Annotated in this window: 17 protein-coding genes and 1 pseudogene; 17 read left to right on the top strand and 1 reads right to left on the bottom strand. The window is 59.3% G+C overall.

All coding sequences use genetic code 11. The annotated features are described in order from the left end of the window. The first annotated feature begins 36 nt into the window (after positions 1–36). The 3 genes from ACR9ZN_RS29375 (at position 37) to ACR9ZN_RS29365 (ending at position 2,938) form a co-directional block, all read left to right on the top strand. Positions 37–978, top strand: coding sequence for a hypothetical protein (locus tag ACR9ZN_RS29375; protein ID WP_481273864.1), 942 nt, complete (start codon positions 37–39; stop codon positions 976–978). Beyond that, a complete protein-coding gene (locus ACR9ZN_RS29370; RefSeq protein WP_481273863.1) occupies positions 975–1,175 on the top strand; it encodes a hypothetical protein in 201 nt (66 codons plus the stop codon). The genes ACR9ZN_RS29375 and ACR9ZN_RS29370 overlap by 4 nt, the downstream gene beginning before the upstream one ends. 155 nt (positions 1,176–1,330) lie before the next feature. Further along, positions 1,331–2,938: a recombinase family protein gene (locus ACR9ZN_RS29365; RefSeq protein ID WP_481273862.1), complete on the top strand. Its 1,608-nt coding sequence runs from the start codon at positions 1,331–1,333 to the stop codon at positions 2,936–2,938. A 60-nt stretch (positions 2,939–2,998) separates the two neighbouring features. On the opposite strand, the gene ACR9ZN_RS29360 is transcribed toward ACR9ZN_RS29365, so the two are convergent. Then, positions 2,999–4,189: a tyrosine-type recombinase/integrase gene (locus ACR9ZN_RS29360; RefSeq protein WP_481273861.1), complete on the bottom strand. Its 1,191-nt coding sequence runs from the start codon at positions 4,187–4,189 to the stop codon at positions 2,999–3,001. A gap of 192 nt (positions 4,190–4,381) precedes the next feature. Between ACR9ZN_RS29360 and ACR9ZN_RS29355 the strand changes: the two genes are divergently transcribed. The 14 genes and pseudogenes from ACR9ZN_RS29355 to ACR9ZN_RS29290 all read left to right on the top strand — a co-directional run bounded on the left by ACR9ZN_RS29355 (position 4,382) and on the right by ACR9ZN_RS29290 (position 15,171). Then, positions 4,382–4,603, top strand: a complete 222-nt coding sequence (locus ACR9ZN_RS29355; protein WP_481273859.1) for a helix-turn-helix domain-containing protein — start codon at positions 4,382–4,384, stop codon at positions 4,601–4,603. 183 nt (positions 4,604–4,786) lie between these two features. Continuing rightward, entirely contained in the window at positions 4,787–5,077 is a 291-nt protein-coding gene (locus ACR9ZN_RS29350; protein WP_481273858.1) for a hypothetical protein, read from the top strand. 44 nt (positions 5,078–5,121) lie between these two features. After that, a complete protein-coding gene (locus ACR9ZN_RS29345; protein WP_481273857.1) occupies positions 5,122–5,499 on the top strand; it encodes a hypothetical protein in 378 nt (125 codons plus the stop codon). Continuing rightward, positions 5,459–5,707 (top strand): annotated as a pseudogene (locus ACR9ZN_RS29340) (hypothetical protein); the annotation flags it as partial. The gene ACR9ZN_RS29345 and the pseudogene ACR9ZN_RS29340, both read left to right, overlap by 41 nt. Positions 5,708–6,007: 300 nt before the next feature. Beyond that, entirely contained in the window at positions 6,008–6,676 is a 669-nt protein-coding gene (locus ACR9ZN_RS29335; RefSeq protein ID WP_481274430.1) for a hypothetical protein, read from the top strand. A 52-nt stretch (positions 6,677–6,728) separates the two neighbouring features. Continuing rightward, positions 6,729–6,938: a hypothetical protein gene (locus ACR9ZN_RS29330; RefSeq protein ID WP_481273855.1), complete on the top strand. Its 210-nt coding sequence runs from the start codon at positions 6,729–6,731 to the stop codon at positions 6,936–6,938. After that, complete coding sequence (locus tag ACR9ZN_RS29325) at positions 6,928–7,524, top strand: hypothetical protein (protein WP_481273853.1); 597 nt, start codon at positions 6,928–6,930, stop codon at positions 7,522–7,524. The genes ACR9ZN_RS29330 and ACR9ZN_RS29325 overlap by 11 nt, the downstream gene beginning before the upstream one ends. A 274-nt stretch (positions 7,525–7,798) precedes the next feature. After that, positions 7,799–8,098: a hypothetical protein gene (locus ACR9ZN_RS29320; RefSeq protein WP_481273852.1), complete on the top strand. Its 300-nt coding sequence runs from the start codon at positions 7,799–7,801 to the stop codon at positions 8,096–8,098. Between the two features lie 1,547 nt (positions 8,099–9,645). Next, the gene (locus tag ACR9ZN_RS29315) at positions 9,646–10,656 is read left to right on the top strand and encodes a hypothetical protein (protein ID WP_481273851.1); all 1,011 of its coding nucleotides are present in this window, start codon (positions 9,646–9,648) and stop codon (positions 10,654–10,656) included. A 151-nt stretch (positions 10,657–10,807) separates the two neighbouring features. Next, entirely contained in the window at positions 10,808–11,323 is a 516-nt protein-coding gene (locus ACR9ZN_RS29310) for a hypothetical protein (protein ID WP_481273849.1), read from the top strand. After that, positions 11,320–11,496: a hypothetical protein gene (locus ACR9ZN_RS29305; protein WP_481273848.1), complete on the top strand. Its 177-nt coding sequence runs from the start codon at positions 11,320–11,322 to the stop codon at positions 11,494–11,496. The genes ACR9ZN_RS29310 and ACR9ZN_RS29305 overlap by 4 nt, the downstream gene beginning before the upstream one ends. Further along, positions 11,493–12,299: a hypothetical protein gene (locus ACR9ZN_RS29300; protein WP_481273847.1), complete on the top strand. Its 807-nt coding sequence runs from the start codon at positions 11,493–11,495 to the stop codon at positions 12,297–12,299. Before ACR9ZN_RS29305 ends, ACR9ZN_RS29300 begins: the two co-directional genes overlap by 4 nt. Next, a complete protein-coding gene (locus ACR9ZN_RS29295; RefSeq protein WP_481273846.1) occupies positions 12,296–13,063 on the top strand; it encodes a head maturation protease, ClpP-related in 768 nt (255 codons plus the stop codon). The genes ACR9ZN_RS29300 and ACR9ZN_RS29295 overlap by 4 nt, the downstream gene beginning before the upstream one ends. Beyond that, a complete protein-coding gene (locus ACR9ZN_RS29290; RefSeq protein WP_481273845.1) occupies positions 13,063–15,171 on the top strand; it encodes a phage tail tip lysozyme in 2,109 nt (702 codons plus the stop codon). The genes ACR9ZN_RS29295 and ACR9ZN_RS29290 overlap by 1 nt, the downstream gene beginning before the upstream one ends. The last annotated feature ends 21 nt before the right edge of the window (positions 15,172–15,192 follow it).

The raw sequence follows: 15,192 nt of genomic DNA, 5'->3' as shown, positions 1-15,192 counted from the left end.
CATACCGGGCCGTCCCCCCGGATGGAGAGCACTCACATGAACATGCAGGTTCAGAACTTCACCACCGCCACCGCGATCCCCGCGCCGCTGACAGCCTCCAACAATGATGAAATGCTCGCTCTGGTCCGCGAGTATCGAGCGCTTCTGGCCGCTCACAACGATGCCCCGCTCGACATCGCCCGCGAGGAGCTTGAACGCCTCGGATATGCGAGCGGTGTGCCTTTCCACCGACTGCTGGACGAAACCCCTAAGGTCACCTCACTTGCAGGAGCTATTGCCGCGATTGAACTTGCGCGGGAAGAGGCTGTCGATGATGCGTGCAACGGCTTCGGCCCAAACCTTCTTTCGGCCGCTCTGGATTATCTGAAATCCTCACCTGTCGGTGCTTCTCTTGTTCATTCCGACGCCGAATTGCTGGTCCTCGGTCAGCAGCTCGACGATCTATATGCCAAAATTGATCTGAATTGTGAGAGGGATAGCCTGCTAACTGAAGGCTGCAACGCGGTCTATTACGACGTCCCAGCCGCACTGATTGTCACTGAAAAGGACGTCAGGTGGTTCAATATCAATGAACGCCCTGGCCAAGCGTGGAACCAGGAAATCGCCAAGGAAGTTAAGGCGCCTTCTTCGCTAGTTTATTATGCGTCTCTCAACAAAATCAAAGAGATTGAAACTCGGGCTGCGGAGCTGAGGCAGGCCGCCAAAGAGCACGGTGAACGATACAGAGCTTATCAGCTCGAATGCGGAGACACGGCTAACGAAGAGGAATACATCGCCCTGTGCGAAGAGCTAGACAGTCTCATGCTTCGGGCTATGGCAATCCAGCCCCGAACTGTCGCCGGCTTCATTGTCCAGGCCAAGATCGTCAAGCGCCAGCACACCCTTTGGAGCAGATCGCCGGACGATCTCGATATTGGCGATAAAGAAGTCGTCAGCTTCGTGAACAACGTCCTAGCGCTCGAAAGCTGCGTTATATGAACACACGTGGCGACATCACGAACGAAAAGCGCTTCATGGCCGTGCCCGCTCGCAAGCTCACCACCTATGACCATGCGCTCGACAAGGCCCGGAACATGGTCGAGCACAACGGCATGACCGTCCGCGTCATGGAGGTTCGGGAGACGATCTATTGCTTGCCCAAGAACGCGAAGGAGGGGCATTGCGCCGATGGCTAGCCCCGCCCTACCATCCCCCGCGCTTGGGGGCGGCCGTTGCAACCAATTGCAGCGGCCGCCAGATCCGCTCTTAATCGAGTTCGTTCAAGCATTGGCACGGCGTCAGGCGCGCATCGATCACGCCCGTCTCGTCACAAACACATCGGGAAGCGGCAATGAACACCAAGCGCGGGGCGATCTACGCCAGATACTCGACTGACCTGCAGAACGATCGCAGCGTCGAGGATCAAATCGCGCTTTGCCGCTCCTACGCCGATCGAAACGGTATCAATGTCGTTTCCACCTTTCACGATCGCGCCCGTTCTGGCGCCTCTGTATTCGGGCGTGACGGGCTCCTCAGCCTGATCGACGCGTCGAAGACCGGCAGCTTCACCACCATCATCGTCGAGGCCCTGGACCGCCTCTCCCGCGATCAGGAAGACCTTGCTGGCCTCTACAAGCGCCTGTCTTTCCGTGGCGTTGAAATCCTCGCCGTTCACGAGGGCAAGGTTGATCAGGTCCAGATCGGCGTGCGCGGCATGCTCGGCAGCCTTTATCTAGCTGACCTCGCCAACAAGGTGCGCCGGGGCCTGGCTGGCGTCATCCGAGACAAAAGGCATGCCGGCGGCCGTGCCTATGGCTACCGGCCTATTCCCGGCAAGCCTGGCGAGATGGAAATCGTGGAGGAAGAGGCCGCCGTCGTGCGCCGGATCTTTACCGAGTATCGGGCGGGATCCAGCCCGCGCACCATTGCCATTGGCCTGAACCAGGATGGCGTGACTGCACCTCGAGGTGGCCGCTGGGCGGCGTCAACGATCAACGGGAATGCCAAGCGCGGGAACGGGCTGCTGCAAAACCCTCTCTACAGCGGCCGGCTTGTCTGGAACCGCGTGCGCATGGTTCGCGACCCCGATACCGGCAAGAGGGTGTCGAGGCCGAACCCTGAAAACGAATGGCAGACGGTCGACATGCCGCATTTGCGGATTGTACGGGAAGATGATGCCGGCGAGGCAGCCGCCCGAAAGCAGGCTCTGGCGCGTGGGCCGAACTCTCGCGGCGGCCGACCGGGGAAAAGGCTCCTGTCCGGTCTGATGCGCTGCGGTGCCTGCGGCGGCAGCATGGTCATTCAAGGCCCCGACCGCGGCGGCCAGCGCATCATCTGTTCGAACCATAAGGAGGCTCGAACCTGCAACAACCAATCGCGCTACTATGTCGAGCGCATCGAAGCCGCCGTCGTCGACCACCTGCGGGCACAATTGAAAACGCCCGAGCTGCTGGCGGCCTATGTCGCCGCCTATCGAGAAGAGAGGCGAGCGCTTGAGGCCGCGTCACGGCGCGGGCGTGCGAAACTGGAGAAGGGACTGGCGGACGCTAAAGCCGGGATCAGCCGAATTGTCGATATGATCGGAGCGGGAATTCTTGACGCTGGCGAGGCCGCTGAGCGTCTGGCGCCATTGCGCGCCGACCGGGACCGCTATGCTGCGGAGCTGGCGACAGCCGCCAACGAGACGAACGTGATCGAGCTTCACCCCACGGCAGTGAAGGCCTTCCATCAAAATCTGGAAATGCTGCACGTGATCTTGAGCGGAGGCTTCGGCGATATCCCCGCCGATCTGCGCAATCTCTTCCGGGTATTCGTCGAAGCCGTAACCATCCGCCCAAGGCAGGCGCACGAGCCATATGTCTTTGAAGTGACTGGCCACCTTGCGCCGCTCTTGAGCGATCTGTCGGTGAATTCGATGGTAGCGGGAGAGGGACTTGAACCCCCGACACGCGGATTATGATACTTCTTTCGCTTGTTGATTCATCTAGTCTTTCTGACCTGATGTTGCAACCGTGTTGCGTCAAGCCATCAAAGCTGATGCCGCATCGGCCATTTCTCGGCCGTCGTCATCGGAGGGAAAAAGATGCCCGTACGTGTCCAGGGTAACGGTAATGGAGGAGTGCCCCATGCGGCTTTGAACAGTCTTCGGCGGCAGCTCAAGCCCGCCGTCGGCCTTCCGGTTGATGCACCAACTCGCATAGAAATGGCGCAGCGCGTGCATGCCTTGATACTTGGCCGCAACGACAGGTTTGCCGTCCTCATCGACCTTGCCAGTGCCTTCGACAATACCGGCAGCTTCCCAGGCAGGCACAAGGCCCCTGTTGCGGATGTTGGCAAGCGACTCGACGTTGCCGGCGCCATTCGGAAACGCGAGCCCCAGCTCCCCTTTGGGGCAAATCGCTTTCCACTTTTCCAATTCGGCCACCAGCGCCGACGGAATGGGAACGGTACGCCAGCCGCTGGCCGACTTGGGCGCTCCGATATCGTCATATCGATCGGCTCGCTGCGAAACTTCGATCTTCGCAGCTTCGAGGTCAATATCATTCCAACGCAGGCCGCGCAGTTCCGAAGCTCGCAGGCCGGCGAAGATTGCTGTCATGATCATGGGGCGCCAGCGGCCTTCCAGTTTACCCAGCAGCGCCCTGATTTCGGCACGGCTCGGAATATCAACGCCGATGCGAAGCTTGCCGGTGGCGCGTTTTTCGGCTCGCTTGTCGGTGCCGCTGCGCCGAGCCCTGCCCCGCTCCCGCACGACATTGCGAGTAGCGATGCCCCGATCCATTGCATCGGCCAGGATGGCGCCCAGCGAAGTGCGAACCTTGCGGATAAGCGCCACCGACCGGCCGTCGGCGCGAAGCTGATCTTCCCAGGCCCGCACCATCGCAACAGTCAGCTTCTGAAGCGACGTCGCACCGATGTAGGGTTTGATGTGAAGATCGATGTGTTGCCGATACTGCGCCGCTGTGGATCTCTCTCGGCCCGCTGCATCGACCGTTTCGAGCCAAAGCTTAGCCGCCTCGGCGATCGTGCTGGCTTGGCTGTCGGGGATGTGGAGCCCCTGCCCCACTTCATGCCGCGCCTTCACGAGCCATGCGTCGGCGTCCTTCTTAAGAGAGAACTGCTTAGAGCGGCGTTTTCCGGCCGCGTCGCGGTAGTCGCATTGCCAAGCGGTATCGCCGGAGGACAGCACTCTTTTGCGTATTGTCGCCATGCAGAACAGCTAGCCGACACGCGGACTATTTGCAACATGCGGAATGGAGGAAAATAAACGACATAAATCTTGACAGAAAGCGTGCTTTAGCGCTAGCTATCAGATTGCGCTTACAAAAAGCCCAGCAAGCACCCTATGTCAACAACCTTATGAACGCGTTCTGAGGGCCCGTCAACATAAATGTGAGGAAACATGAATTTTCCGCAAGAAAGTCTGGCAACGGATGTTCTGAAAGGCGCCGATGCCATTGCGGCTTTCATCGGCGTGCCCAAGCGGTCCGTCTATCACGCCGTTGCCACCGGAAGTTTGCCCACCTTCCGGCTCGGCGAAACCATTCTTGCTCGCAAATCCACGCTGCTTCGGTGGATCGGTGAGCAGGAACAGGCTGCCGGCCCCACCAAGATGGCAGCCTAGCTAACCCGCCCTGCGCCAATCGCCTTGTGCGACCCGTGGAACACTTGTGCGGGGCGGCCCCCTTCCAATCCCAAGCCTGCCCAACCTTCTTCGGAGGGAACGGCGAAGCCGTGTCCGTACGCGGGCGTGGACCTTCCAACCACAGTCATGCCGCTATGTGCGGCACCACCAGAGGTCAATTCGATGCAAATCGAAATCATGAATATCAAGCCGTTCGATGGCCTGCAGAACGATCGATTCCCCGACTACGGTCGCGGCGTCGCCAACTTCACGGCGCTCATCGACGGCCAGATTTATATCTATCGCGCCGTGCTGCGCGAGCGCTCGGATGGCTCATCCTTTGTCGTCCTTAAGGACGGCCCGCGGGCGGCCGGGCGTCACTGCATAACTATGCGCGAAGGCCCGATGCGCCGGGCGCTCACACAAGCCGTTATTGCCGCCTACCAAGCGCTTACCGTTCGGGTGGCCGCATGATGCGGGCTCCCGAATTCAATCCGCCCTATAGCCGTCTGGAAGACGTGCCCGAGCCTTTGCTTGACCGGGCACTGCACTTCACTGTCGAGGGGCCACCGCCTTATGCAAGGTCGGGCCGATACTCGCGCATCCTCATGGAGGTCGTGCAGTTCTGGATGCTCAAAGGCGGGCCGGCTGTTGTGGTGCCTACGGCCATGGCTCGCGCCTACGGCATGCCCCGCCGCTCCATCTGCCGGTTTCTCAATCGCCTTCGCGAGCATGGCGCCCTCACGCAAGTAGGACGAACTGACACTGGCAGCCCTATCTTCCTTCCCAATCTGGATCTCACTGAAGAAAGCTATTTGAGGCACAAGCGCGACCTCGAAATTGAGATGGCCGAATATGACCGCCTTGATGCGGAGGCCGCCAATGTCGAAGCCTGATACCGACGATGGCTTGCTTGCGCGTTGGAAGTTCATTGGTCGATTGTTGCTCGACCGCAGGAAGGAGGATCGTCACACCAGCGTCGCGTACTGCGTTCTGGACACCTACTATGCAAAGTACAAGAACGCTCGCGCCAGCGTTCGTTACATCGCCCAGGAAATGGGGATGTCCACGCGGACGGTAATGAAGGCAACGCAGGAACTGGTCGAGTGGGGTTACTTCATTCGTGTCCCTGGCATAGGTACCAGGCCGTCGGAATTCGTTCCAAAATGGGATAGCGTGGTACCCGTGGAATACACTAAAGGGCAATGCGCTAGTGTAGTACCCGTGGAATACACAAGTGTAGTACCCGTGGAACACACTACGGTCTCTAGTGTGTTACCCGTGGAATACGAATCCTACTTACCTAGCCCGCTTACAAGCGGGCCTACGGGAAGTAGGAACCCCGAAGGGGAAGGCACCCACGCCCCGGCTTCCGGGTCTGGCGCTGCGCCGGCAAACGCCGGCTTGGCCGCCCCTCCACCGGGTGCGCGGGACCCGAAAGAGCAAAGCGGATTTGAGCAGCTCTGGCAAGCATGGGGCAAGAAGGTAGACCGCCACAAGGCCAAGGCGGCGTACGACAAACTTCGCCCCGACGGCGAGTTGCATGCTGAGTTGGTTGCCCGAGCTACGGCGTGGACAAACCACTACGCCGCTATCGGTCGGGAGAAAAAATACCAGACCAGCCTCGCCAATTGGCTCTCGCTGGAAAAGTATCACGAGGACCTGCCGGAAGCCTACCAGGATGCCAAGGAAGCGGCCGTTGCTCGCGCCAAGGCAAACGGCGGGGCCAAGCCGGCGAAGTCTGACGTGAGCGAGATAGGCAAGCATGGGCACAATCTGCCGCGCGGCAGTAACGTTGTTGAAATTACCGACGTCGCCGCAATGGGCAGTGTGTTCGACATCATGACCTACCGCCTCTCACTGACGGGAGAGAACGGTGGCGAGTACATTCATGAGTTCACGCCGTGCCATCCCACCGACGAAGCGCTGATGGGAATTGGAACCTCAATGGTTTCTCAGCTTTGCCGGGCGCTCACCCTCGGTCAGCTAACTAGTACAGATGACTGGCTGAACAAGCCGCTACTCGCACGTGTCGATGCGCGCGGCGCCGTCGAATATGGCGCCGCGTCCTAACCAACCCACCCCGCGCCATCCCGGCGCGTCTCCATTCATTCAGGACACCAACATGAACCCCACCACAAGTTTCGCCTTCGGCCCCTTCTCGGCTCACCTCCCTGGTAGCGGCGATGAGGTCGATGTTATCGGCATTCTCGTGACGCCAGGCGGCGCGAAATTCGTCGCCCTTTCCAATCAGGCGGACGGCTCAATCGTCCCGATCATCGCACCGGCCGTGTTCGGCTTGGAGAAGGAAGAGGATACTGCCCATGTCGAATGAGTTTCTATCGTTCGACTTCACCAGCTTTCAGCGAATGGCCGATCGGCTGGGTGTCGCGGCCAAGCAGCTACCGTTCGCGTTGTCCAAGGCGCTCAACGAAAGCGCTTTCGCCACCAGGGCTGAGTTGGTCAGCATGTGGCCCACTAAGGTTGAAGCAAAGAACCCGAGCTTCATTGGCTGGGCTCTCGGCGTTCGCAAGAGCACAAAGATGGATCTCTCGATCGAGATCAACGATGCCCGCTCCGATGGCCGTGGACATCTCCGCCTTCATGCTTTCGGCGGCACGCGGCAGGGCCAGGGCAGCTTGGCTATCCCAATCGGGGCGAAGCGAGGCCGGCATGGCGTGGTGTCATCTCAGCGGCCAGTAAACCTGAAGCGCAAGTTCCGGCGTGGTGACGCCCTCTATGTCGTCACCGGCAGAGGCAGGAAGAAGAAGCTCAAGTTGATGTATGTCTTGAAGCGTACGACACCAGTGAAGATGGACGTTCCATTTGTGCAGGTTTTCCGCGAGACAATCACACGCGAGATGATGCAGAGGGGGCCGAAGGCGATGCTGGACGCGATGAAGACGGCCATTCGCAGATAACGCAGCGGCTGGTAGTCGGCCTGCCAAAAAAACCCAAGGTACCTCTGTGGATATAGCCATGTAGGTCCCGCGCAAGCTCGATCTGTGTCTAACTAACAGATTCAAAAAGGTCTTACTTCATCATCATCGTGCCCCGGAGCCAGTAATTACGGGCACTTGGGCGTGCAATCCCCCTGCAAACACCACGCGCAATCTGCGCACAATTCATCATCATTTTCGCACTGGCGGCCGGGGTTCTCCGATCGGCGGAAGCACAGCCATAAAAGGATTCGAAATGGCAACCATTACCGAAATCGCTCTCGACCTCGATGTGTCGAGCCGCTGGGTCTCACAGTTAATTGCCGAAGGTGTGCTGCCTGGCGCGCCGAAGGGGCAGCACGATCTGGAGGCGTGCCGCCGGGCTTACCTCGTGCATGTCCGCGAGGGGATTATCGAGCGCTCCCCAAACCCTCCGCGCGAACGTGCGGCGATGCTGGCCCGACTCCGCAAGAACGGTCCGAACGTCTACGCGGACGACCTCGAAAAGAACAATGGGGAAGAGACCAGGGGCCGGTATCTGCCAAAGGCAGCGTAGGGCATAGCGGAAGCCCCTGGCGCCGGGAGGGTGGCGGCAACCCTTCTGCTCCTCCCAGGTCCACCGGGAGCACTCCACACTTGTGTGGAACACGCGGCCGCCGAAACATGCGAGAATGGAATCGCTGGAACGCATCCAGGGCCGTCGCTGATGCAATATAGAATTGAACTCACGCCGGATGACAACGGCACATTGCTTGTCACATGTCCGACGCTGCCTGAGGTCGTGACCTTCGGAAACGACAGAGCGGACGCAGCCCGGCACGCCCGGGATGCGATCGAGGAAGCCCTAGCGTCGCGCATAGCCGATGGAGAGGACATCCCGTCCGGTGACCGTGAGGCTCCCCGTAATGTCATGGTTCGACCTTACCTAGGGACGCAACTCAAGGTGCAACTGTACAGCGCATTACGTGCTGCCGGCATCACCCGTGCCGAGCTAGCTCGCCGGCTTGGCTGGCATCGCGAGTCAGTTGACCGTCTATTCCGGCTTGATCATGCCTCAAAGCTTGAGCAGATGGACGCGGCGTTTGCCGCGCTTGGTCTGATCATAGAAATTCAGGTACGGAGTGGCCGAGCCGCACGGTCGGGTGGAGCAGCGGTCGGACAAACGGATCAATACTAGCATTGTCAGGCCTGGCTTTTCTGGAAGTATAAATATACCTCTTAATATTAAATAACTAGAATTTTCTGGACTTACCTTATGGAATATCGTCTTCTTGAGACTATGCAGCGAAGTATCTGGCCATAGAATTCGAAGACATCGGTGACTTCTAAGTGATGTCTTGCTTTGTGGTGCCCCTAAATTGCAGAATCTATCGAGCTATTTTTCCAACGAAGCGCACGCAAAGCGCGTTCTGCACCATCTCTGGCGCTATCTGCATCCGGTCGAAGGCTCGCGACCGGATGGGTGGGAGCCTGCACCTGTCGAAGTGGCAGTACTGGATCTGACGATCGTACCCGGCATAGGGCGGCAGAGTATCACGGTGATTGCGAAGTGGCTCTCTGAGAACGACTGAGAGAAATCGTATCACTCGCCTGAATCAACGAAAAAAGGGAGACCGAAGGCCTCCCTCAAATCTCGATTATCGTTAGGTCATCAAGGTCGAAAATCCACGCCTGCCTCTGCGCTATGGCAATGATCTGGCGAATAAAGTCCCCGACTTCCATCGTTCCAACGTGATGCTGGAATTGAAGGCAACATTATACCTGATATTGATGGTGTCAACCTCTTCAGGGCGTACGTCCACTGGATACACTTATCAATGTTAATTGGTAATCGGTGCTCATCTAATCATAATTAACAAGATAATCTTTTTTACAGTTTGACCGGCTTGAGAATGTGTACCTTCCCTTGCCGTCCCCTTGAACGCCTAGATCTGAAGCTTGAGCTTCACGGTCGCGTCAAGTTGGTTGCTGATATTTAATACGCTAAATGTTGACTCTATTCACCTAGAGTCATACTAAATCTAGTAGCAAGAGCTCCCATGAAAACGACGAAGCCGACCCTGACCGGATAACCGGCAGGGAATTTTCTGCGAGGGTTTTTGCATGCCGAAGACGGCTCGACTTTCTATTCCTGTAGCAGCCAATGATAACTTTCCCTCTGAGGGACCAAGCTCCGAATATAAGCGCCTGTGGCTCCAGACGGAGGCATGCCGGCCATTTATCGATGAGGGCTCGGCGCCTCCTGGCCCACGCCCTGCCAATGAATGGCACCGAGCCGCATTTGCGGAGATCGGGGATGTAGACTTTGACTTCGATTACCTGTCCGGCAAGGCCACGCACCAATTCCCGCTTCTGACGAGGGCGAAGACGGGCGAGCTTGGCCCCTATGCTGTCGATGCCATTGAATGGCTGGAGGGCATACTGGAGCGCGCCGTGGCGGACGCCAGCGCCATTCCTTCCCCTGCCTATGGCGCGATCACCGAAGACTTCTTCGAGATCAGCGACAGTGGGCGGTTCGTACGGCCCGACGGATTTAATGTCGATAGGGAGCCGACCTATGGCCCCACGCCGGAATGGCTGACCGCACGCGCAACCCACGGCTTCGAATTCAACCGCGCGAGAGCGAAATCCGGCGCCAGGAGCGGTCGTATTCTCGCGATCGGCGTTCGGATGGAAGACGAAGATGGCAACCAGTTCACGAGCTGGCACACCATGAAAGAAGGCGTTGATCGCACCAAAGGATCGCGTCGCCCGGAACCCGTTGACCCAACGCCTGATAAGATGAAAGGCGAGGACGACCCCCAGATTGCGTGGACACGCCAGATGCATCGTACCGGCAATAGAGGCGGACCCAACGTCCAGACACCCCTTGCTCTGCATCGGGCTTATGCCTTGCGGACCATGCACAGGTTGCGCAATCGAATTGGCGAGGAGTCCCTCGACGTACTTGTGAGGGCTATCCTGCAAAGGCAAACCGCGACGGAAATCGGAGAGGCTCCGAAGGTGACCTATAGCCGCGCAACCAAGCGCGGGGCCGATCTCATCAAGCACGCCGTTGAAGGACTTATAGAGTTTTGGGCCGAAACAACGGCCCCAGAAAAGCAGGCAGCGTAGGAGTCTGCCAAGTCTGGCCTCGGGCGCATTATAGGTAGAGCACGATTTTCGTCTTCACGGGCTCTCCTTCGCAAGACTTCGCCGCTCAGGGAAACCTGGGCGGTTTTTTATTTGCGCCCATACTTTTCAGCCATCACGAAAGGAAAACATCATGCCCGCCGCCATCCGGCAGGTGGCAGCGCTGCTTGACCGCCACCTAAATCTGATCGCCCCTCGCGGGCGATATTATGTCGATCGCCTTCGCGCTGTCGGCCTCATGCCAAACACGCCCGGCGTGCCCGAACCTGCCACGGTCGAGCACGTCGCGCTCCTACTTGTCAGCGCCATGATCGGCCCGTCACCCGCACTCCCAAGTGCCGAATATTTGCGCCTGGCCAGCCACACCGGTGAGACATTGCTCCAGGCCCTGGAACGCTTCCTGGCTGCCCCGCAAGATCTGTTCGAGCTTGGGCTAGACACGGTCAGCCCTGCCGCCCTGATCCGGTTTCGGGAGCCCAACGGCAATATCGCGGAGGAGTCATTTCTCCCCGAAGTCGAGATGCCCAGGTCGAAGATCCGCCGCATCGCGATTGTCGACGGCAACGCCTTCAATGCCCTGGCAATTGCCATTCGCACATCAACCATTCCCACCCGCTCGCGCCGCCGTCGGCGCCGGAGAATTCAATGACTGAACCATCACCAGTCGAGGCCCTGACATGGGGCATCGCCGCCGCAGCTATCGTCGAATACGCCGAGGCGCCTCCCAAGCAGCGCAAACAGATCCTGGCCGTGTGCCGAACGATTATCGAGGGTGTCGGCGAACTGGCCGAGCTAACCAAGAAGCTGGAGGCCCAACAGTGAGTATTTTGAACGTTATTTCGAATGCATTCAAAGGCAAGAAGGCCCCGGACTCCACCAAGCTCGCCGAACTGCTCGCCCAAGCCGGAAACGAAACTGCCACGGCCTGCGCTCGTCTGGCCGAACTGGAGTCGCAGCGGCCAGAAATGGCCCTCGCCGATGAATCCGACCGTCGTCGTTTCCGTGCAGAATTGGCCGAGACTCGCGACTTTGTCGAAGGTGCTGAAGACGCTATCGCGGCCTTGCGTACCAGACACGCCGCAGCCGTTGAGGCCGAAGCGGAGGACGCCAGGAAGACGAAGCACAAGGCTGCCAAGGCCAAGGCAGCCGAGTTGCCGGGGCTGATCGACGAATACGGTCGTGCCGCCCAGGCTGTCCGCGATGCCATTCGACGTATTGCCGAGGTCGACGGTGTGGTGCGAGCTGCTAATCAGGACCTGCCTGCCAATGTGGCGCGCATCGTGGACTCCGGCGATCTGCGTAGTGTTCCAGCGGTGCCGCCTGAGATTTTGAGCGAGAAGGTTCTTGACCTTTGGTTGCGCCCTGGCTCGTCGGATCCACTCGGCGAAGAATACCAGAAGACCGTGAGCCAGCAGCCGGACGGCACCGGAAGTTTCCCGCGCCACGGTGGTGGAGCAAGCCGAGTACATCGCGGTCGCTTCACCCGCCGCGAGTTTCGCGCTGCCGAGACCGCTGTGCACGCCGTCGGATTCGACAAGATCGTGCTGCCGGACGCCCGCGCCTCCAAGCCCGCGAATGAGCGCCCCGTAGTGGTCGAACTTATTCCCGTGAGGGACGCAGCATGACCCCGGAACTTTGCCTTTTTGAGGGGATTGGTACCGATCCCGAAACCGGCCAGGGTTTAACGGCCAAGCAGTTCGACGCGAACCTTAAGGCGCTGAGAGATCCCAGCGCCTTTTTGCTGCGCATCAATAGCCCGGGCGGTGATGTGCTCGAAGCGATGGCAATCTACACCATGCTTCGGAACTCTCGCGCCAAAATCACCGCCCGGATCGAGGGCATTGCCGCAAGCGCGGCTTCGCTGATTGCGATGGCCTGCGATCGTATCGAGATCGCAGAAAACGCGTACATGCTGATCCATCAACCGTATACCACGGCGCAGGGCAGCAGCGACGACTTGGCCACAGCGGCCGGCGACCTGAAGCGGATGAGCGATCAGTACGCTCGCATCTATTCGAGTCGTTCCGGTCAGTCGGTTGCCGCAGTGCGCTCGCTTATGGACGAAGACAGGCTGATGAGCGCTGAAGAGGCCGTGAAGCTTGGCTATGCCGATTCACTGGCCAGCTCTGTGGGTGATGCTCCGAACATGTCGGGCCTGCCCAGGCGGCACCGCGCGGCGATCAAAGCGGCACGCCGTGACCGTAGCCATGGTTGGGACGCTGCGTTCGCCTTGGCCTTTGGCAAGCGCAAGCCGGTTGGCATCCGTGTCGACCCGAAGATCGCCGCCAGTTGGGAGCGCGCGGCCGCGACAGTGAAGGCCGAATGTGGCGGCGCAGCTGGCAACCATGGATGGGACGCTGCAATTCGCAAGACCTTCGGGAGGCGGTGATGGCCGAAGAACTCATTTTGCCGGCATCCGTCAGCGACAAATTTAGCAAGCCGTTGCAGGATTTGCAGCGGCGCCTGCGTGATTTCAAGGCCACCCCCGGCCTGGCCGCAGTCGAGAAGCACTTTGTGGGGCTCCGCAAACAAATAGAGGCCGCTACCGGCGCTATTCGCTCGGCTGGAAATGGCCTTGCAAGCGGCCTCGGACTCGGAGGTCTGTCGATAGGCGCTCTTTCCGCCGCGAGCGCCATGGCGACCCTGGGCGCAAGCGTCCAGAGTTTCGCAAAAAACACGGTCGACATTCGTAAATTCACGCAAGAGACCGGCATTGCTGGCCAGAAGCTGAAGGAGCTGAAGGCCGTCGCCGCTGGCCTCGGGATCGATGAATCGGTTGTTCGGGGCGGCCTGGTCTTCGGCGCTCAGAACTATGCCGGCCTCAAACGCGGCCAAGGTAATTACGCCGAGATTGCGAACCTTCGTGGCGGTGGGCAATCGATCGCGAATGAGCTGAAGGGCGCTAAGGATGCCAACGACTATACGGAACGTGGCCTTTCGATTCTGAATCGACAGAAGACCGCTGAAGAGCGGCGCACCCTCTCGCGTTTGATCTTCGGCACCGAGGAGTACTCTCCCTTTGGCGCCCAAGGCCTTGCCGACCTAAACCAGCGCCGCACAGCAGCACGCGCTTCGATCGGCGGGCAATCGGCCCAGGACGAAAAGAACGCTGAGAAGTTCTTGGACGCCACAAGCAAGATATCGCTCAGCATCGAGCGCCTGACGAATGCCACAGGCGGCACTTTGGCGCCTTACATCACCGCCTTGGCGGAAGCCATCAACTCGTTCGGCAACGAGCACAACGACGATGTAAAGCGTTTCTTCGACGACGTTGGTAAGGCCCTACGCGATCATGACTGGAAGGCAGACGGCGTCGCGATCAATACGGCCTTGGAGGCCGTTAAGGCGTTCTTCGAAGAGCTGAACAGCATCAAGACCACGCTGGACGGTGCCGCCGATAGCATTCACAACGCCGGCAAGCACTTCATTGACGGGCTACTCGGCAAGGAAAAGGTGCAGGACCGTCCAATTGGTCCGCCTGTGGGCAGCGGTGGTACCGGTGCCTCGCGAGATCCGCAAGCTGGCCAGGGCACACAGTCGCCTAATGTCCAGAACAACGGCGACGATGTCCTAAAAGGCTCCCGCTACGACGATGGGCTGCTGCATAAGTCGGCGTATAATCCTGGCAGCCGCATGGCTGCTGCTGGCATTGCTGGAGCAGCCAACAGCATGGCTGTGGCAACCATAGCAGCCGGCGTGCTGAAGGGCATGACGGACTTCGCTTCCACGCTACAGGGTGGTGGTGAAAGTGCCGGTGGTGGCCTGACGAAGGCTGCGTACCACCCCGGCGAGGGTGGAATTCGCATGGGTGGCGGTGGCAGTGGTGGCAGTGTGCACGCGGCCGGAGTTAAGACACTGGCAGCGCGCGGCAACCTGGCAAAGAACCAGCGCGAAGCCTATGCGGCAGCCCGTGCCGAAGGGCTGAGCCACGAAGCTGCGCTGGCTTGGGTCGCGAACACGTCTGGCGAGTCTCTGGCGGACCCAGCCAACCGAACCGGAGACGGCGGCCGGGCTCAAGGCATCGTCCAGTGGCATGGCGACCGCGCCAGAGCGATCAAGGACAAATACGGACTGTTCCCTTTTCAAATGTCCGTCGCCGACCAGACGAAAGCCGGGCTCGACGAAATGAAGCGGAAGTACCCAAAGTCGTGGAAGATCCTGACAGATCCGAATTCCACGGCGGAGGAGAAGACGGCGGCCCTGGTTGATCACTACGAGATGCCGGCCGACCGCGCTAAAGCGAAATGGCAGCGCTATGGGTTCCTGAAGGGGCTGCCCAAAGATATCGGTAATCGCGATGTCGCCAATCGGCCAGATACCTACAAGTCTAAAGCTAAGGCCGACGCCGCCGCTGCCGGCAAGAATGGCGCTAACGGCAAGGTCGATATTCACGTCCACAGCAAAGACCAGCCCGTGGATATGAAAACGAACAACTCTCCGGTGTTTGGAGAGACAAAGCTGAACCGGGGTAAGTCCGTCGGTCTGATGGATATCTAGCGCTGCTCACCCCCTCCAATC

This window comes from Labrys sp. HAY1-8F (genome assembly GCF_056754975.1).
This window is presented reverse-complemented; position numbering and strand designations above follow the sequence as displayed.